This is a genomic window from Streptomyces sp. NPDC096105 (assembly GCF_044763335.1).
In the GTDB taxonomy this organism is placed as follows: domain Bacteria; phylum Actinomycetota; class Actinomycetes; order Streptomycetales; family Streptomycetaceae; genus Streptomyces.
Window position 1 is genome coordinate 432070 of sequence record NZ_JBIWGC010000004.1, and the last position, 18105, is coordinate 450174.

Here is an 18105-nt window from a genome sequence, read left to right on the forward strand (position 1 = left end):
TGCGTCAGGCCCCGGGACGTCCCATCGCCCGGAAGCGCCAGCCGGCCCGCCGCCACACCTCCGCGTCGAGCGCGTTGCGCCCGTCCAGCACCACCCGCTCGGCCGCCGCCTCGCCCAGCTCCGCCGGGTCCAGCTCGCGGAACTCCCGCCACTCCGTCAGGTGCAGCACGACATGGGCGCCGCGCACCGCCTCCAGCGCCGAGCCGGCGTACCCGAGCGTCGGGAACAGACGGCGGGCGTTGTCCATGCCCTTCGGGTCGTAGACCGTCACCTGGCCGCCCTGGAGGTGGATCTGCCCCGCCACGTTCAGCGCCGGCGAGTCACGGACGTCATCCGAGTCCGGCTTGAAGGTCGCGCCCAGCACCGCCACCCGCTTGCCGAGGAACGGCCCGCCCCCCAGCTCCTGCCGGGTCAGCTCCACCATCCGGCCGCGCTGGCGCATGTTGATCGAGTCGATCTCGCGCAGGAACGTCAGCGCCTGGTCCGCGCCCAGCTCACCGGCGCGCGCCATGAACGCCCGGATGTCCTTCGGCAGACACCCGCCGCCGAAGCCGATGCCGGCCCGCAGGAACTTCCGGCCGATCCGGTCGTCGTACCCGATCGCCTCCGCCAGCTTGGCGACGTCCCCGCCGGTGGCCTCGCACAGCTCCGCCATCGCGTTGATGAACGAGATCTTGGTGGCCAGGAAGGAGTTCGCGGACGTCTTCACCAGCTCCGCCGTCGGGAAGTCCGTCACCACGAACGGCGTGCCCTCCTCGACCGGCGTGGCGTACACCTCGCGCAGCAGCTTCTCCGACCGCTCGCTGCGCACGCCCACCACGATCCGGTCCGGGTGCAGCGTGTCCTGCACCGCGAAGCCCTCGCGCAGGAACTCCGGGTTCCAGGCCAGCTCCGCGTCCGCCCCGGCCGGCGCGTGCTCGGCGAGGTAGGCGGCCAGCCGGTCGGCCGACCCGACGGGCACCGTCGACTTGCCCACGACCAGCGCGGGACCCTTCAGGTGCGGGGCGAGCGAGGCGATCGCCGCGTCGACGTACGACATGTCGCAGGCGTACTCGCCGTGCCGCTGCGGGGTGTTCACGCAGACGAAGTGGACGTCGCCGAACTCGCCCAGCTCGGCCCAGTCCATGGTGAACCGCAGCCGGCCGGTCGAGCCCTCGACCCCGGCCACGTGCCGGCGCAGCAGCTCCTCGAGCCCCGGCTCGTACATCGGGACCTCGCCCCGGCGCAGCTTGTCGATCTTCTCCGGGACCACGTCGAGGCCCAGCACCTCGAAGCCCAGCTCCGCCATGGCCGCCGCGTGGGTCGCGCCGAGATAACCGGTGCCGATCACGGTGATCTTGAGGGCCATGGGGGTGCTCCAGGGGTCTGCGGCAGGCACGTGCGCGCCCGAGCATATCCGGGGCGCCCGCGTCCGCCCTGACCGGCGGCCGCCCGGCTGTCGCCCAGCTCACCTGTTCACGGCCCCGGGGGAGGGCTAACATTTGAGTTACTTAACGGTAGTTAGCGTGATCAGCATCGCAGCGTTTTGGAGCGTGAGAGACCTTGGCCGGATCGGCTGACTTCGACCTGTACCGCCCGTCCGAGGAGCACGACATGCTCCGCGACGCCGTCCGCTCGCTGGCCGAGGCGAAGATCGCGCCGCACGCCGCCGCGGTGGACGAGGAGGCCCGCTTCCCCCGCGAGGCCCTCGACGCGCTCGTCGCCAACGACCTGCACGCCGTCCACGTCCCCGAGGAGTACGGCGGCGCCGGCGCGGACGCCCTCGCCACGGTCATCGTGATCGAGGAGGTGGCCCGCGTCTGCGCGTCCTCCTCCCTCATCCCCGCCGTGAACAAGCTGGGCTCGCTGCCGGTCATCCTCTCCGGCTCCGAGGCGCTGAAGAAGAAGTACATGGCCCCGCTCGCCAAGGGCGAGGCGATGTTCTCGTACTGCCTGTCCGAGCCGGACGCCGGTTCCGACGCCGCCGGCATGAAGACCCGCGCCGTCCGCGACGGCGACTTCTGGGTGCTCAACGGCGTGAAGCGCTGGATCACCAACGCCGGCGAGTCCGAGTTCTACACGGTGATGGCCGTCACCGACCCGGAGAAGCGCTCCAAGGGCATCTCCGCCTTCGTCGTGGAGAAGTCCGACGAGGGCGTCTCCTTCGGCGCGCCGGAGAAGAAGCTCGGCATCAAGGGCTCGCCCACCCGCGAGGTCTACCTGGACGACGTCCGCATCCCCGCCGACCGCATGATCGGCGAGGAGGGCACCGGCTTCGCCACCGCGATGCGGACCCTGGACCACACCCGCATCACCATCGCCGCCCAGGCCCTCGGCATCGCCCAGGGCGCCCTCGACTACGCCAAGGGCTACGTCAAGGAGCGCAAGCAGTTCGGCAAGCCGATCGCCGACTTCCAGGGCGTGCAGTTCATGCTCGCCGACATGGCCATGAAGATCGAGGCCGCCCGCCAGCTCACCTACGCCGCCGCGGCCAAGTCCGAGCGGGGCGACAGCGACCTGACCTTCCAGGGCGCCGCCGCCAAGTGCTTCGCCTCCGACGTGGCCATGGAGGTCACCACGGACGCCGTCCAGCTCCTCGGCGGCTACGGCTACACCCGCGACTACCCGGTCGAGCGGATGATGCGCGACGCGAAGATCACGCAGATCTACGAAGGCACCAACCAGGTCCAGCGGATCGTGATGGCGCGCAACCTGCCGTAGAGCGACAGGCGTGACCGCGAGAGGGCGTCCGGGATCCCCCGGGCGCCCTCCGGGCTGTCCGGCCCGGGCGCGGTCACCTGCGCCAGAACAGGTGGTGCGCCACCCCGCTCGGGCTGGGCACGATCTCCAGGTGGTACCGGTCGAGCAGGTCCTCGGGGGAGTCCCACAGCCGCAGGCCGGAGCCCAGCTTCACCGGCGACACCGCCACGTGCAGGGTGTCCACGAGTCCGGCGTCGAGGAACTGGCGCACGGTCGTGACCCCGCCGCCGAGCCGCACGTCCTTGCCGTTCGCCGCCTCCCGCGCCAGGTCCAGCACCCGCTCCGGGTCGCCCTCGACGAAGTGGAACGTGGTGTCGGACAGCGTGAACGACGGACGCGGGTGGTGGGTCAGCACGAACACCGGCGTGCGGAACGGCGGCTCGTCCCCCCACCAGCCCCGCCACTCGTGGTCGTGCCAGGGCCCGCGCTGGGGCCCGAACTTGTTGCGGCCCATGATCTCCGCGCCGATGTTGTGGGCGAAGTCACGGGTGAAGTAGTCGTCGAGGCCCCGGGTCCCGCCGGGCGCGGTGCGGTTCGGCCAGCTCGCGGTCGCTCCCGCCCAGGCGAACAGCTCCCCGGGGTTCACGTGGCCGAAGGGGCGCTCCAGGCTCTGGTCCTCGCCCGCGCCGATCCCGTCGGCCGAGACGTTGAAATTCTGCACGCGCAGCAGCTGAGGCACTGTTCCTCCTGACATCGGTGACAGGAAGTGGACTCCCCGGGCGGGGAGAACTCATCGGCGCCGGCTCACAGGAAACGCCGGATCGGGGTGACCGCGGTCTCCGCGAGGCGGGCGCGCAGGGGGCGTCGCCTCCAGCGGGCCGGGTCGATCGGCTCGCTCTGCTTGCGGTCGGCGTCGAAGTCGGCGTCGAGCCGGGCGGTGAAGTCCTCGTCGAGGACGGCCAGCATGACCTCCTCGTCGTGCTCCAGGGAGCGGCGGTTGAAGTTGGTGGAGCCGATCAGGGAGCAGACGCCGTCCACCGTGATGATCTTCGTGTGGAGCATGGTCGGCTGGTACTCCCGCACCTCCACACCCGCGTCCACCAGCGTCTGGTAGTGCTGCCGCCCGGCGAGCAGGCAGGCGCGCTGGTCGGTGTGCGGCCCGGGCAGCAGGATCTCCACCGCGACGCCCCGGCGGGCGGCGGCCGCCAGCAGGTCGACGAAGTAGGCGTCGGGCGCGAAGTACGCCGTGGACAGCCGGAACCGCTCCCGCGCCGAGGTGATCACCACGCGCAGCAGGGTCTGCATGTCCTGCCAGCCGAAGCTGGCCGAGCCCCGCACCACCTGGACCGTGGCGTTGCCGGGCTGCTCCTGCGAGGTGAAGCGGTCGCACGCGTCGTACAGCTCGTCGTGGCACTCGGCCCAGTTCTGCGCGAAGGCCGCCGCGATGCCGTCCACGGCCGGTCCGCGGACCCGGACGTGGGTGTCGCGCCACTCGCCGGGGTTGCGGGCGTCGCCGCACCACTCCTGCGCGATGCCGACCCCGCCGGTGAAGGCGGTGTGCTCGTCGGTGACCAGGACCTTGCGGTGGCAGCGGTGGTTCTGCCGCATCGGGGACAGCCGGGTGGGCTTGCGGAACCACGCCACGTGGACGCCGGCGTCCTCCATCGCCTTCAGCAGCTCCGGCTCTATCTCCTTGGCGCCGAAGCCGTCCAGCAGCAGGCGCACGCGGACGCCCGCGCGGGCCCGGTCGGCCAGCGCCTCGGCGAACTCCCGCGCGATGTCGCCCCGCCAGTAGACGAACGTCATCATGTCGACCGTGTGCTCCGCGGCGCGGACCGCCTCCAGCATCGCGGGGAAGATCTCGTCGCCGTTGCGCAGCGGCACGAGTTCGTTGCCCTCGGTCGCCGCGATGCCGATGAGCCGTTCCAGCCGTCTGCGCAGCCGCTTCCGCTCCGTCTGTGGTGTCACGTCCCTCTCCCCTGTGTGTCTGCCGACCGCCCCCTCGGCGCCGTGGTCAGGGGCGCCATCCCCCCTTCTTGCCGTTCCCGGCCCGGCCAAGCGGCGTCCTGTGGTGGTCATGGACACAGGGGCGTAGGACGGGAGGTGCGAGGGCCGAACGGCGGTCCCCGCCGTCCCCCGGGAGGAACCATGACCCAGCAGCAGCCGGCCACGGAACCGCTGAGCAAGGAGATGCAGGACTGCGTCCAGGCGTGCATGGCCTGCCACGGCGTGTGCGAGGAGACCATGAGCGCGTGTCTGCAGACGGGCGGCGAGGCCCACACGCGGATCATGCGGGCGCTCCTGGACTGTTCGGAGATGACCCGCATGTGCGCGGACATGATGATGCGCCGCTCGCCGCTGGCGAACGAGATGTGCATGATGTGCGCGCAGGCCTGCGACCTGTGCGCCGAGGCGTGCATGTCGATGCCGGACGACGAGCGGATGACGCGGTGCGCCGAGTCCTGCCGCCGCTGCTCCGAGATGTGCCGTGCGATGGCGGGCGCCCCGATGTGACGGACGTGCTGGACACGCGCGAGGGCACCCCCGCGGGGGTGCCCTCGTCAGGTGACCGGCGGAGGCGTCAGTCGCCCTTGACGGTGACCTTCTCGTCGTTGTTCAGCTGGTCGACCAGCTGCTTCACCTTCTCCTTGTCCCACAGCAGGTTGCCGCCGCTGGACCCGGAGACCGGCATGTTCATCGACGTGCCCTCGCCGCCGCTGACGCCCTTCATCGACCAGAACATGTCGGCCAGGTCGAACAGGCCCATGTCCTTGTCGACGATCAGGGAGTCCATGCCCGCGCCCAGGGTCGGGTACAGCCTGAACGGGTTGAGCACGGTGCTGGGGGTGGCCGCCTGGTCGGCCAGGGCGGACAGGAACTTCTGCTGGTTCTTGGTGCGGTCCAGGTCGGAGCCGGCGAGCGCGTAGCGGGTGCGGACGAAGGCGAGCGCCTCCTCGCCGTTCAGGGTCTGCTTGCCCTTCTTGAGGTCGGCGCCGGACTTGGTGTCCTTGATGTCCTGCGGGATGTCGATCTCCACGCCGCCGAGCGCGTCCACGATGTTCGCGAAGCCGGCGAAGCCGATCTCCACGTAGTGGTCGATGTACAGGCCGGTGTTGAACTCGACGGTGCGGACCAGCAGTTCGGGGCCGTCCTCGGCGTACGCGGCGTTCAGCTTCACCTGGCGGCCGGTGCCCTGGTAGACCTTCCCGGACTCGGAGCCCTTGAAGGTGGGGATCTCCACGTTGGAGTCACGGGGGAGCGATATGAGGGTCGAACCGTTGTCCCCGGTGTGCAGGATCATCATCGAGTCCGTGCGCTTGCCCTCGGAGGAGCCGGTGCGCAGCCGCTTCTTGTCCTCGGCGGACAGGCCCTCGCGGCTGTCGGAGCCGACGATGAGGTAGTTGGTGCCCTCGCCCTTCTCGGGCCGCTCGATCACCTTCGACAGGTCGACCTCGCGGTTGAGCTTGGAGTCGGCCCAGAAGTAGGTGGCGACGGTGGTGACGAACACCATGGTCACCAGGGTGATCGCCGTCCACTTGATACGGCGCCGCCAGTCCGGCGCGGGACGCTGCGGGCCGTGGCCGTCACCGCCGCCGCGTCCGCCCGCGCCGTACACCTGGCCGGTGTTGTAGCCGCTGTCGTAGCCGCCTCCGTGGCCCTGGCCGTCGACGTAGCCGGGCTGCTGCGGAACCGAGCCGTGGGCGCCCTGCCCGGGAGGGGTGGGCTGTCCGCGCCGGACCTGCCGCATGACACGGGCGCTCTCGGGCTGTGCGCTCGCGCTCCCGCGTCCGTAGCGGCGGCCGCGGTTGTCGTCGGACCATGCCTCGGGCCAATCATTCATGGCAGACAGTGTGCAGGTCCGGACGGGCGGCCATACACGGGTCGTCGGAAATCAGGACCGCGCTGTTGCGAAGCTGACACAAAATCGCTGGTCGTCACCTCGGCATAAGGTGGATGCCATGACAGACCAGGCCCCTGCCGCGCAGACGGGCAGTCCGGAGATCCCGGGCAAGCCCGTCTCGGCGTCCCGCACCACCCTCAGCCACATCATGACCCACAGCGACACCAATCTCCTGGGCACCGTGCACGGTGGGGTGATCATGAAACTGGTCGACGACGCGGCGGGCGCCGTCGCCGGCCGCCACTCCGGAGGACCGGCCGTGACGGCCTCCATGGACGAGATGGCGTTCCTCGAGCCGGTCCGCGTGGGTGATCTTGTTCACGTCAAGGCCCAGGTCAACTGGACCGGCCGGAGCTCGATGGAGGTCGGGGTGCGGGTCCTGGCCGAGCGCTGGAACGAGTCGACGCCGGCCACGCACGTCGGCTCCGCCTACCTCGTGTTCGCCGCCGTCGACGCCGACGGCAAGCCGCGCCGGGTGCCGCCGGTCGTCCCGGAGACCGAACAGGACCGCCGCCGCTACCAGGAGGCCCAGATCCGCCGCACCCACCGCCTGGCCCGCCGCCGGGCGATCCTGGACCTCCGCGAGAAGCGCGCGGCGGAGGGCTTCGAGGACTGACGCGCCCGCCCGGAGCCCGCACGCGGCAGCCCGCCCGGGCGCGGCTCAGCCGCAGTTGACCTCGTCGCCGCGGACCACTCCGAACTCTCCCTGGCCCGGGTCCCGGGGGCGTACCTTGCGGACCTTCTCGAAGTCGGTGCCCGCGATGACCTTCAGGGTGGGGCCCTGGCCCTCGACCGGGCGGAGTTCGCTGCCGGGGAGCGCCGCCGCGAGGGACTTCGCCGAGCGGTCCCAGCGGGGGTCGTAGGCGACGACCGTGCGCGTGTGGTCCTGGCGGGCGGCGTTGACGGGGGCCTTGGTGGTGTCGAAGCCGGTCGCCGCCAGGGCCGCGTCCACGCGCCGGCCGAGACCGGACGTGCGGGTGCCGTTCTCGACCTGCACGCGGATCTGCTTCGGGTCGACCGGCACTCGCAGGGCCGCGCCGGACGAGGACCGCGCGGACAGCGGCTGGTCGCGGCGGAGCGCGTCGAAGATGCGCTCGGACTTCTCCGGGTCCCACTTCAGCGTCGAGCCGATGCCCTTCACCACGTGGCCCGGCGTCACCACGGGCACGGTGGTGAACTCCGACGACGACGGCGAGAAGTTCCGCATCGCCCGCCCCAGGTCGAGCAGCTCACCGGCGCCGAACCCCTCGTCCGCGCGGACCGAGCCGAGCACCGCGCGGGTGACGTCCCGGAACCTCATCGGGTTCAGCAGGATCCCGGACGAGGTGGCCCGCTCCACCAGCGCCGCGAGGAAGTGCTGCTGCCGCCTCATCCGGCTGAGGTCGGACCCCCCGTCGACGTGCCGGGCGCGGACGTACTGCAGGGCCTCGCCGCCCTTGAGGGTGTGCCGGCCCGCGGGCAGGTCGAGCCCGCTGCGGCTGTCCCTCAGCCGCTGGTCGGTGCAGATCTCCACACCGCCGACGACGTCGACGGTCTTCATGAAGCTGGCGAAGTCGACCTCCAGGTAATGGTCGATCTTCACCCGGGTCATCTTCTCCACCGTCCGCACGGTGAGCTGCGGCCCGCCCTCCGCGTAGGCCGCGTTCAGCCTCAGCGGATGTCCCTTGTGCCGCTGCCCGCTGACCCGGTCGGTGTGCGGGGGCGTCTCGGCGTAGGAGTCGCGGGGCAGGCTGACGACGCTGGCGCGGTCCCGGTCCTCCGAGATGTGCACGATCATGATCGTGTCCGTGCAGTGGCAGGGCGCCCCGCCGAGCCGGTACTTCTCCCGCTCCTCCTCGCCGACGCTGTCCCGCCCGTCCGTGCCGACCAGCAGGATGTTCATGCCGTGCCCGGCCCGCGGCCGGTTCTTCATGTCGCGGAACGGGTCGACCCGTGCGATGTCGTCGTCGAGCCCGCTGAGCACCGCGTGCCCGATCCCGGCGGACGCGAGCACCACGACCGACAGCGCGGTGACCGTGCGCATGACCCAGCGCGGCCGGCGGCGCGGGGGCGCGGGCGGGTGCGGGGCCGGGCGGGACGGCCGCGCCGGGCGCCGCCCGGGGGTCCGGGGCCGTGGGGAGCGCGGCGGGGTGGGCAAGGGGGCACCTCCGGACGACGGCCGAGCGTGGAATCGTGAGCACCGTAGGCCGATGCGATCTGCGGCCCCGCGCACAGCACCCCGGCACGCGCAACCGTGTCCCCCGTTCGCGGTAACGTGAGGCTCCTATGAACGCCAATCCCGACGTGCGGCCCCCGGCCGTTTCCGTGATCATGCCCGTCCTCAACGAGGAGCGGCATCTGCGCGGCGCGGTCCGCGCGATCCTCGCCCAGGAGTACGCCGGTGAGATGGAGGTCGTGATCGCCCTCGGTCCGTCCACGGACCGCACGGACGAGATCGCCGCCGAACTCGTCGCCGAGGACCCGCGGGTGCACACCGTGCCCAATCCGACCGGCCGCACCCCGGCCGCCCTCAACGCGGCGATCGAGGCCTCGCGCCATCCGATCGTGGTCCGCGTCGACGGCCACGGGATGCTCTCCCCGAACTACATCGCCACCGCCGTACGCCTCCTGGAGGAGACCGGCGCGCAGAACGTCGGCGGCGTCATGCACGCCGAGGGCGAGAACGACTGGGAGCGCGCCGTCGCCGCCGCGATGACCTCGAAGATCGGCGTGGGCAACGCCGCCTTCCACACCGGCGGAGAGGCGGGCCCCGCCGAGACCGTGTACCTGGGCGTGTTCCGGCGCGAGGCGCTGGAGCGGCAGGGCGGCTACAACGTGGAGTTCATCCGCGCCCAGGACTGGGAGCTGAACTTCCGCATCCGCGAGGCGGGCGGGCTCATCTGGTTCTCGCCCGAGCTGAGGGTGTCGTACCGGCCCCGCCCGTCCGTGCGGGCGCTCGCCAAGCAGTACAAGGACTACGGCCGTTGGCGCCACGTGGTGGCCCGCTACCACGCCGGCTCCATCAACCTGCGCTACCTCGCCCCGCCGACCGCGGTGTGCGCGATCGCGGCCGGCCTCGTGGTGGGCGCGGCGCTCACCCCGTGGGGCTTCGTGGTTCCCGGCGGCTACCTCGCGGCGATCGTGGCGGGCTCCGTACCCGCAGGCAAGGGGCTGCCGCTGAAGGCGCGGCTGCGGATCCCGGTGGCCCTGGCCACCATGCACATGTCGTGGGGCTGGGGCTTCCTGACCAGCCCGCGCTCGCTGGCGAAGAAGGTCATCGCCTCCCGGCGCCCCGCCGTCCGGGCGGAGGACGCCAAGGCGGCCTGACGGCCCCGTCCGCCCTTCACGCCGAGAGCCGAAGGCCCCTTCCCGCGCCGGGAAGGGGCCTTCGCGCTCACCAGGTGAAGGCGGGGTCCACGCGCATGCAGGCCTTGTCGTCCGCGCCGTTGAGCGCCTGCGCCGACTCGGGCATGGCGTCGTCCTCCTCGGGCGCCTCGTACCGCGTGCCCTCGCGCCAGTCGGCGCCCACGACGAGCGTCACGCCGGACACGTCGGTGGACCGCTTCACCGCGTCGGCCGGGACGCCGAGGACCGCGGCGACACGGCGGGCGTCGCCCTCCAGGTCGGCGCTCGGGTAGCGCACCACCGTGCGCTCCTCGGCGGAGGCGCCGTCGGTGTCGGCGGTGGCGCTCGTGAAGCCCTTCTCCCGGAGCTCCCCGGCGATGGCGCCGGCCCGGTCCGGGGCGGGCGCGAGGGTGTCGGTACGGGTGCCGTTGCGGACCTGCACGGCGATGTCGGCGTCCTCGGCGGACGGTTCGGCGGGCGGCTTCTCCACGAGGGGCTTCGGCCCGGCGTCCCTGCCGTCCAGGGCGATGTCCTCGCGCACCAGCCGGAACAGCTTCTCGGCGTCCTCGGTGGGCTCCACGCGGGCGCCCGCGTACCGGTTGGGCATCGTGGTCATGGTGATGCGCTCCGGCGGCACCTTCCGCAGCTCGGTGCTCAGGTCGTACAGCTTCTTCACCGTGTCGAGGCCGGGGTCGACGGTGAGCGCGCGGGTGGCCTCCTCGGCCAGCCGGCGCAGGTTGTTGGGGCTGCTGAGGGTGGCGTTCTCGCGCAGCTGCCGGGCCAGCGAGTTCATGTACATGTGCTGAGCCCTGGCGCGCGCCAGGTCGCTGCCGTCCTCGAAGCCGTACCGGGTGCGCAGCCACTGCAGGGCCTGCTCGCCCTTGACGGGGTGGGTGCCCTTCGGCAGCTTCAGCCCGGAGCCGTGCCCCTGGCTGTCGCGCGAGTGGATGTTGGCGTCGACGCAGACGGGGACGCCGCCGATCGCGTCCGCCATGGCCACCACGCCCGCGAAGTCCACCATGACGAAGTGGTCGATGTGGATGCCGGTGAGCTCCTGCCAGGTGGCCACCGTGCAGCCCGGACCGCCGTGCCCGAGGCTCTGGTTGGCCATCACGCGGCCCTCGCTCGCCGGGTACACCGTGCCGTCGTCGGGGTCGGTGCACTTGGGGATGTGCAGCAGGGTGTCGCGCGGCATGCTGATCACGGACATGTTGCTGCGGTCGGCGGACAGGTGCACCAGCATCTGCACGTCCGCCAGCGGCGTGGAGCCGAACGTCTCGCGGGCGCCGCCGAGTTCCTGGTTCGCCTCGCTGTCCCGCGCGTCGCTGCCGATGAGCAGGATGTTCAGCGGGGTCTGGCCGGCCGCGTTGGGCGTCGGCGCGGCGACCTTGCCGTCGCCGAGGTTCAGCGGGTCCTTCTTGATGTTGTCGTTGAGCTGCCGGTAGTACAGGAAACCCGCCCCGCCGGCCGCGAGGACGAGCAGCGCGAGCACCGCGGCCGACCACGTGAGTATCCGGCGGCCGCGCCGGGGGCGGGGGCCCGTGCCGTCGGCGGGCGGCTCGTCGTCGGGAGCCGGCGCGAGCTCCTCGTCGCGGGCCCTCTCCCGCGTGGCGTTCTGTGTCACTGCCCTGTCCTTCCCACCCCTGGAAACACCTCGCTCCGGCGCGCAGGCCCGCCCTGCGTCCTGTTAGACGCACGACGGGCCCGTCAGTTGCCCCCGGTCATCCCTCGATTTCCCCGAGGGACGGCGGGGGCCCGGCCGCGGTCGCTACCAGCGGTACGGCGCGTACACGTCCATGCAGGCGCCCTTCTCCGCCGCGCTCAGTGCGTCGGCGTGGTCCGGCAGGTCCCCCGCCTTCGGCGGCTCCGGCTCCGGGTACGTCCCGCCCTCCCGCCAGTCCGCGCCGACCACCACGGTGACGTCCGTGACGTCGGCCGACCGGCGGACCGAACCCGCCGGGACGCCCAGGGACTCGGCGACCCGCCGGGCGTCCCCCCGCAGACCGGCGGCCGGGTAGCGCACGACGGTCCGCTCCTCGGCGCCGGCGGCGGAGGTGTCGGGCGCGGCGCCCCTCGGGACGGCCTTCCTCCGGCGGGCCGGACCGGCGCGGGGCGCTGTCCGGCCGTGCCCCCTTTCCGTACGCGTCGCTTCGCGTCGTCGTGCGGTGCCGCTCCCCCACCCCTGGACACGGGACGGGCCCGTCCGCGCCCCGTGGAACGCGAGACGGGCCCGGTCAGGCGCCTATTCGGCGCACACGACCTTGTCCGCCGTGGACGTGGACCTCTTGATGTCGTCGGGCGCCTTGTCCGGGGGCGTGAGCGACACGCCCGCGCCCTTGAAGTCCTTGCCGAGGGTCAGCGTCATCGCGGGCAGGCCCTGGGAGTTGGTGACGCTCTCGCCGGGCTTCAACGCCGCCCCGGACAGACCCATGATGGCGGCCAGCCGACGCGCCTCGTCCGCCTGCTCGGGGGCGTACTCGAGGGTGGTCTTCGCCAGCTCCGCGGGCGCGTTGCCCCCGTTCTCCGACTTGTTGACGCCCTGTTGGACCTGGAGCCAGCTCAGGGTCGACTGGGCGCTTCCGGCGGGCGCGCCACCGTTGAGGACGCGCACCCGCACCTCGGACGCCGGGGCCTTCTCGCCCTTCAGGCGGGCGGCGACGGCGGCCTTCTCCTTCTTCTGCTGCTGCTTGACCTCGGTGAACGACACGTCGTTGCGGATCAGGTCGAAGACCTCGGCGGCCTTGGCCTCGTTGAGGACGACCGTCGCCTTCACCGTCTCCGCTGGGTTGTCGACCACCGGCACGGTCGCGAACGTCAGGTTCTTGACGTTCAGTTTGCCCAGCTCCAGGCCGAGGTCCTTGAGCTTGTTGATGCTGCTCAGCTGGGAGTCGACGGTGAGCGCCTCGGTGCCCGCCTCGGCCAGTTTGATCATCTTCGTCGGGCTGGTGAGCGTGTCGTTCGACTTCAGCTTGCGCATCAGCGCGCTGAGGAACTGCTGCTGCAGCCCGATCCGGCTCAGGTCGCCGCCCAGCCCCACCGAGTGACGGGTGCGCACGAACGCCAGGGCCTCCTCGCCCTCGATGGTGTGCGTGCCCTTGGGCAGCTTCAGGTGCGAGTCCGGGTCGTCGATGTCCTTGGCCAGGCACACCTCGACGCCGCCGACCGCCGTGGTCAGCGTCTTCACCGCGTTGAAGTCCGCCACCATGAAGTTGTCCGGCTTGATGCCGGTCAGCTCGGTCACGGTCCGCATGGTGCAGCTCGGCGTACGGCCGTTCTGGCCGAGGCTGGTGTTGAAGCGGACGCCGGTGGAGCCGGGGATGACCTTCTCGCTGCCGTCCTCCTGCTCGGTCGGGCAGTCCGGAATGTCGACTATCAGGTCGCGCGGGATGCTCAGCGCGGTCGCGTTCGTACGGTCCTTGGAGACGTGCAGCAGGATCGTGGTGTCGGCGTGGCCCGCGCTGCCCGTGTCGCCGTAGCCCTCGTTGCCCGCGCCGGTGCGCTTGTCGGTGCCGATCAGCAGGATGTTGATGGCCTGGTCCTTCTTGAAGCCACCGGTGCTCGCGCCGTCGTCCGACACGGTCGTGATGTTGTCGTTGAGGTGCTCCAGGTACAGGTAGCCGGCCACGCCCGTGCCGAGCACCAGGAAGGCCAGGGTGCCGCTGCCCCACAGCAGCGCCTTCTTCGCCTTCTTGTTCTTCTTCGCCGGCCGGCGGCCGCGACGGCCCGCCGGCGGCTCCTCCGGTGCGCCCCGGCGCCGGCGCTGCGGCGGCACCTCCCGCCCGGACGTCTCACGCTCGGGGGAGGCACGGCCGGGGCGCTCGGGCGCCTCGTCGGGCGACGCCGACCGGGCACGCGGCTGACCCGCACCCGGCTTCCGCTGTCCCGCACCCGGCTTCCGCGGCCCGCGCGGAGCCGGAATGGATGACTGCGGTGCGGAAGGGCTCAGTCGCAGTTCGTATTCGCCGGTGTTCGGATTGAGTACCCACTGATCTGCGGGATCGATGTTCTCCCCCCGCCCACGGCCTTGCGCGTCCACGGTCGCTCGAATCCTCCGTCGGGGCCACGCGGCGCCTTTCCCCTCCCAGGCGCTCGGGTCTCGGTCACACAGTGCGGGATCTCAGGACGGACCTGAAGGAACGGACGCACCGGATGGCTCACACTAACGGCCCGGATCGGTCCCCGGCGACGCCGGTGACGAATTCCACGCCTTCACAAGGGGCAATCCGCCCATTTCTGTGGACAGGAGTTCGCAATCCGGGAGTTGCCTGTGAGTTTCCTTTACGCGCAGGTGTCCTCGGCGGCGGTGTTCCCGGAGAACGTCGGAGCCGGGGACGCGCTGTCCGCCGGCGCCGCTGTTCCCTTTTCCGTGGCCTTTCGCTCACCGTGCGTATCCACGCGTACCGGTTCGTCCTTGCGCAGCCGCTCGAACAGTTTCCCGGCGGCGGGCTGGGCGAGCTGATCCCGGTTCACGTCCCCGGCGTAGGACTCCCTGGGGACGGTGAGGAATTGCACACCTTCCGCGGGGATGTCGCGCAGACCGCGTACGAGTTCGTACAAACCGCGCAGGCTGGCGAGTTCGGGGTCGGTGGTGAGGGACGAGGTGGCCGCGTCCAGGACGGGATACAGCTTCACCGGATTCAGCAGGATCCCGTTGCTGCGGACCTTGTTCACCAGCGCGCCGAGGAACCGCTGCTGCCGCTCGATGCGGCCGGTGTCGCTGCCGTCCCCGAGGGTCTTGCGCACCCGGACGTAGCCGAGCGCCTGTTCGCCGTCGAGGGTCACCCGCCCCGCCGGCAGGCGCAGGCGGGCGTCCTCGTCGTCGACGGGCTCGCTCAGGCACACCTCGACGCCGTCCACCGCGTCGACCATGTCCTTGAACCCCTCGAAGTCGACGACGACATGGTGGTCGACGCGGATGTCGGTGAGGTTCTCGACGGTGCGGACGGTGCAGGCCGAACCGCCCACCTCGAAGGCGGAGTTGAACTGCGCGAACATCGGCGCCGAACGCGACCCGTCCGGGCGGCGGCAGCCGGGCACGTCCACCATCAGGTCGCGCGGTATCGACACCGCGGTGGCGCTGTGCCGGCCCGCCGACAGGTGCAGCAGGATCACCGTGTCCGAGCGTTCGGTGCCCGGGTCGCGCCCGTAGCGGCGGTTCTCCGCGCCCGCGCGCGAGTCCGACCCGATCAGCAGGACGTTGAGGGCGTCCTTCACCAGTGCGGTGGGCCGGTCCTTCTCGAACCGGGCGAGTTCGGCCGCCGCCGCCTCGTCCGGGGTGATGTTCCCCTCCAGCTTCATGTACACCGCCCACCCGGCGGCCGCGGCGCCCACCAGCGCGAGGGACATCCCGACGCCGACGCCCCACCCCCAGCGCCGGCGGCGCCGGCGGCCGCGGCCGCACCCGCTCGGCGAGGAGCCGGCGCCCGGGCCGAGGGGGCGCCCCGCCGCCCCCTGCCCCTCGGGGGCCGCGCCTGCGGTGTCGCTCATGCCGGTTCCACCCCTCCCTGCGTCCGGGCCGGGACGGCGTACGGGCGCGGCCTGCTGTGCGTGCCGCGCGGGTGCGCCCCGCGAGGGTGCGCCCCGCGCAGGTGCGTGCCCTCGGGCGCGTGCCGCTTCCTACGACTGTGGCCCGGGCGAGGGAGGGGCGGGGGGTGGTGGTGCGCCGAACGGGTGAGGCGGGGCTCCGGGGCTGCTCTGCGGCGGCCGGGGCGCCGAGGGCGGGTCAGCGGGCGATGACCGTGACCCGTTCGCTCTCCACGCGCTGGTCGAGGGCCTCGGGGGCCAGCCGGTCGAGGTTGCGGCACAGCACCACGGAGCCGCCGGTCGCCAGCGGCGCGTACAACCCGGCGCCGAGGCCCTCCCACGTGTCGTACGGCAGCCCCGAGAGGACGCGCGAGCCGGGGCCGGTCAGCCCCAGGTCCGGCGCCTCCGCGCGGGCCCGCTCGACGACCTCCGCGCCGGAGAACTCCCGGCCCGCCACGATCAGCGCCGGCTCCTCCGGGTCGACGGGCGCGTACGGCACGAACCGGTCGCCCTGGCCCGGCACCTCCACGGCGTAGTCGGCGAAACCCTCCGGCGGCTGCGGGAAACGCCCGCCGAGCGGCCGCAGCGCCAGCGCGACGCGGGGGCCCGAGCAGGCGCGGGCGGCCGCCAGCGACTCCGGCTCCGGGCCGCTCACCACCACGTCCGCCGCGGCCGGGTCGCCGCCGACGTCCGCGACCACGCCGACGGACGCGCACGCCAGCAGCCACACCGCGGTCTGCCAGTGCGCGGGCAGCAGCAGGGTCACCCGGTCGCCCGGTTCGACGGACAGCTCGTCCTGGAGCAGGTTGGCGGTCTTGGCCACCCAATTGGCGAAGGTGGCCACGGACAATTCGACCCGCTCGCCCGTGGCGTCGTCGTAGAAGGTCACCAGGGGGCGTCCCGGGTCCGCGGCGAGCGCGGAACCCAGCAGGTCGGCAGGGGTGCGGTCGGTGGCGTTCACCCGCGCAAGGGTACGCGGCCCCGGCCGCGCGCACCCTCCGCGCGGGCCGGGCGCGGGCCACCGGTTCGGGGGAACGGCGGCCGACGGGCCGTCATCTGAGCGATGGACAGATTTGTCTGGCTGTGTCCAAGCTCAGGGGCATGCGTGGAATCCTTGCTTCCTCAATCGGCGTCACCTGCGCCGCGGCCCTCGCCCTTCCGTCCGCCCCGCCCGCGGCAGCGTCCGTCGCGTCCGCCGGGACGCCGGTGCCGGTGGCGGTGACGGACGCGGCCACGCGTACCGCGGGGACGGCCGAAGTCCCGGCCGATGTCCCCGGCAGCACCCGGTCGCTGCCCCTGCGCCCCCTCACCCACGACCGTGCCTCCGGCGCCGTCCTCGGCCTGACACCCCGGACAGTGCCCGCGTTCTCCCTCCTCGGCGTCGTCTGGGACGACCCCTCCGCCGCCCTGCACGGCCGCGTGCAGGTCCGCACCCGTGCGGCCGGCACGGGGGAGTGGTCCGGCTGGCAGGACGTCGAGACCCACTACACCGAGCACGGGGCGGACCCGGACACCGCGGAGGCCGCCTCCGGGCAGGTGCGGGGGGCCACGGCGCCGCTGTGGGTGGGGGAGTCGGACGGGGTGGAGGTGCGGGTGCTGCCGGAGTCCGGCGAGCCGGAAGGCCGTCCGGGGGACGTCGGTCCCGTCGGCACCGGGTCGGGTGAGGGGCAGTCAGGCGGGGAGGAGCAGTCAGGCGGGGAGGGGGCGTCAGGCGGGGAGGGGGCGTCAGGCGGGGAAGGGGCGGGTGAGACGGACGGGGTGTCCGCCCTGCCGGCCGGGCTGCGGCTCGACCTGGTCGATCCGGGGGAGGCCGAGCCCGCCGGCGGCGCCGAGGCGCCCCGTACGGGCGCCATGACCGCCGGGGCGAAGGCCGCCTCCGCCGCCAACTCCGCCCTCGCGCCGCTCGGCGCCACCGAGATCCCCGCGCTGACCGCCGAGGAGACGCGCGAGGAGCTCGTCACCCTGCGCGGCACCGAACTGACCGAACAGCAGCAGGGCACGCCGTACATCGGGCCGCGCCCCGCCATCGTCACCCGGCACGGCTGGGGGGCGGACGAGAGCCTGCGGGAGAAGAAGTTCGCCTACACCAGCGAGGTGAAGGCGGCCTTCGTGCACCACACCGCCTCCGGCAACGGCTACTCCTGCTCGGAGGCGCCCTCCCTGATCCGCGGCTTCTACCGCTACCACACGAAGAGCCTGGGCTGGCGGGACATCGGCTACAACTTCCTCGTCGACAAGTGCGGCCGCATCTACGAGGGCCGGGCCGGCGGCGTGGCCGAACCGGTCAAGGGCGCCCACACCCTCGGGTTCAACTCCAGGACCACCGGCATCGCCGTCATCGGCTCCTACGGCTCCAAGAATCCGCCGTCCAAGGCGGTGAAGGCCGTCGCCCGGCTCACCGCCTGGAAGCTGGGGCTGCACGGCATGAACCCGCAGGCGAAGACATCCCTGACGTCCGCCGGGGGCAACCTGTACGCGAAAGGCAAGAAGGTGAAGATGAAGGTGATCTCCGGTCACCGGGACGGGGTCAACACCTCCTGCCCCGGGGGGAAGCTGTACGAGGAGCTGAGCAGCGTGCGCTCCGAGGCGGCCGGGTACCAGGGCCGCTGAGGGGGCCGGTCACAGGACCGGTCACAGCGCCGGCCGGGGAGCCGGCCGCTCCGATCCTGCCGGGGCCC

The 18105-nt window shown here is 72.4% G+C and carries 15 protein-coding genes; 5 read left to right on the forward strand and 10 right to left on the reverse strand.

Annotation, left to right across the window (positions count from 1 at the left end; translation table 11 throughout):
- Positions 1–4: 4 nt before the first annotated feature.
- Positions 5–1348 carry a UDP-glucose/GDP-mannose dehydrogenase family protein gene (locus ACIQ8B_RS09835; RefSeq protein ID WP_290000951.1) on the reverse strand — a complete coding sequence of 448 codons (1344 nt, stop codon included), beginning with the start codon at positions 1346–1348 and terminating at the stop codon, positions 5–7.
- Between the two features lie 194 nt (positions 1349–1542).
- Between ACIQ8B_RS09835 and ACIQ8B_RS09840 the strand changes: the two genes are divergently transcribed.
- Positions 1543–2700: an acyl-CoA dehydrogenase gene (locus tag ACIQ8B_RS09840; RefSeq protein ID WP_403546366.1), complete on the forward strand. Its 1158-nt coding sequence runs from the start codon at positions 1543–1545 to the stop codon at positions 2698–2700.
- 73 nt (positions 2701–2773) lie between these two features.
- On the opposite strand, the gene ACIQ8B_RS09845 is transcribed toward ACIQ8B_RS09840, so the two are convergent.
- Together ACIQ8B_RS09845 and ACIQ8B_RS09850 are read right to left on the reverse strand one after the other, a co-directional pair.
- Positions 2774–3418, reverse strand: coding sequence for a dihydrofolate reductase family protein (locus tag ACIQ8B_RS09845; RefSeq protein ID WP_403546367.1), 645 nt, complete (start codon positions 3416–3418; stop codon positions 2774–2776).
- A gap of 65 nt (positions 3419–3483) precedes the next feature.
- Complete coding sequence (locus tag ACIQ8B_RS09850) at positions 3484–4647, reverse strand: phosphatidylserine/phosphatidylglycerophosphate/cardiolipin synthase family protein (RefSeq protein ID WP_403546368.1); 1164 nt, start codon at positions 4645–4647, stop codon at positions 3484–3486.
- A 180-nt stretch (positions 4648–4827) separates the two neighbouring features.
- Here ACIQ8B_RS09850 and ACIQ8B_RS09855 point away from each other — a divergent pair, with 180 nt between their 5' ends.
- Complete coding sequence (locus tag ACIQ8B_RS09855) at positions 4828–5193, forward strand: four-helix bundle copper-binding protein (RefSeq protein WP_290000941.1); 366 nt, start codon at positions 4828–4830, stop codon at positions 5191–5193.
- A 67-nt stretch (positions 5194–5260) separates the two neighbouring features.
- Here ACIQ8B_RS09855 and ACIQ8B_RS09860 read toward each other — a convergent pair whose 3' ends face one another.
- Positions 5261–6520, reverse strand: a complete 1260-nt coding sequence (locus ACIQ8B_RS09860; RefSeq protein WP_403546369.1) for an LCP family protein — start codon at positions 6518–6520, stop codon at positions 5261–5263.
- A gap of 118 nt (positions 6521–6638) precedes the next feature.
- Here ACIQ8B_RS09860 and ACIQ8B_RS09865 point away from each other — a divergent pair, with 118 nt between their 5' ends.
- Positions 6639–7196, forward strand: coding sequence for an acyl-CoA thioesterase (locus ACIQ8B_RS09865; protein ID WP_290000936.1), 558 nt, complete (start codon positions 6639–6641; stop codon positions 7194–7196).
- A gap of 45 nt (positions 7197–7241) precedes the next feature.
- On the opposite strand, the gene ACIQ8B_RS09870 is transcribed toward ACIQ8B_RS09865, so the two are convergent.
- A complete protein-coding gene (locus ACIQ8B_RS09870; protein WP_403546370.1) occupies positions 7242–8603 on the reverse strand; it encodes an LCP family protein in 1362 nt (453 codons plus the stop codon).
- A 242-nt stretch (positions 8604–8845) separates the two neighbouring features.
- On the opposite strand from ACIQ8B_RS09870, the gene ACIQ8B_RS09875 reads away from it, so the two are divergent.
- A complete protein-coding gene (locus ACIQ8B_RS09875) occupies positions 8846–9886 on the forward strand; it encodes a glycosyltransferase family 2 protein (protein WP_403546371.1) in 1041 nt (346 codons plus the stop codon).
- Positions 9887–9953: 67 nt separating this feature from the next.
- Here the strand turns inward: ACIQ8B_RS09875 and ACIQ8B_RS09880 are convergent, their stop codons facing one another.
- The 5 genes from ACIQ8B_RS09880 to ACIQ8B_RS09900 all read right to left on the reverse strand — a co-directional run bounded on the left by ACIQ8B_RS09880 (position 9954) and on the right by ACIQ8B_RS09900 (position 16388).
- On the reverse strand, positions 9954–11528 hold the full coding sequence (locus ACIQ8B_RS09880; RefSeq protein ID WP_403546372.1) for an LCP family protein: 1575 nt from the start codon (positions 11526–11528) through the stop codon (positions 9954–9956).
- A gap of 144 nt (positions 11529–11672) precedes the next feature.
- Complete coding sequence (locus tag ACIQ8B_RS09885; protein WP_403546373.1) at positions 11673–11927, reverse strand: LytR C-terminal domain-containing protein; 255 nt, start codon at positions 11925–11927, stop codon at positions 11673–11675.
- Positions 11928–12146: 219 nt separating this feature from the next.
- Positions 12147–13940, reverse strand: coding sequence for an LCP family protein (locus ACIQ8B_RS09890; protein WP_403546374.1), 1794 nt, complete (start codon positions 13938–13940; stop codon positions 12147–12149).
- A 242-nt stretch (positions 13941–14182) separates the two neighbouring features.
- Entirely contained in the window at positions 14183–15391 is a 1209-nt protein-coding gene (locus ACIQ8B_RS09895; RefSeq protein WP_403546375.1) for an LCP family protein, read from the reverse strand.
- 235 nt (positions 15392–15626) lie between these two features.
- Positions 15627–16388 carry a TIGR03089 family protein gene (locus tag ACIQ8B_RS09900; protein WP_290000923.1) on the reverse strand — a complete coding sequence of 254 codons (762 nt, stop codon included), beginning with the start codon at positions 16386–16388 and terminating at the stop codon, positions 15627–15629.
- Between the two features lie 140 nt (positions 16389–16528).
- Here ACIQ8B_RS09900 and ACIQ8B_RS09905 point away from each other — a divergent pair, with 140 nt between their 5' ends.
- Positions 16529–18037: a peptidoglycan recognition protein gene (locus tag ACIQ8B_RS09905; RefSeq protein ID WP_403546376.1), complete on the forward strand. Its 1509-nt coding sequence runs from the start codon at positions 16529–16531 to the stop codon at positions 18035–18037.
- The last annotated feature ends 68 nt before the right edge of the window (positions 18038–18105 follow it).

Excerpts from the sequence above, each read along its gene's own strand:
- ACIQ8B_RS09905 (WP_403546376.1), top strand. The coding sequence starts at position 16,529 with ATGCGTGGAATCCTTGCTTCCTCAATCGGCGTCACCTGCGCCGCGGCC.
- ACIQ8B_RS09855 (WP_290000941.1), top strand. The coding sequence starts at position 4,828 with ATGACCCAGCAGCAGCCGGCCACGGAACCGCTGAGCAAGGAGATGCAG.
- ACIQ8B_RS09860 (WP_403546369.1), bottom strand. The coding sequence starts at position 6,520 with ATGAATGATTGGCCCGAGGCATGGTCCGACGACAACCGCGGCCGCCGC.
- ACIQ8B_RS09895 (WP_403546375.1), bottom strand. The coding sequence starts at position 15,391 with ATGAGCGACACCGCAGGCGCGGCCCCCGAGGGGCAGGGGGCGGCGGGG.
- ACIQ8B_RS09875 (WP_403546371.1), top strand. The coding sequence starts at position 8,846 with ATGAACGCCAATCCCGACGTGCGGCCCCCGGCCGTTTCCGTGATCATG.
- ACIQ8B_RS09835 (WP_290000951.1), bottom strand. The coding sequence starts at position 1,348 with ATGGCCCTCAAGATCACCGTGATCGGCACCGGTTATCTCGGCGCGACC.
- ACIQ8B_RS09870 (WP_403546370.1), bottom strand. The coding sequence starts at position 8,603 with ATGCGCACGGTCACCGCGCTGTCGGTCGTGGTGCTCGCGTCCGCCGGG.
- ACIQ8B_RS09865 (WP_290000936.1), top strand. The coding sequence starts at position 6,639 with ATGACAGACCAGGCCCCTGCCGCGCAGACGGGCAGTCCGGAGATCCCG.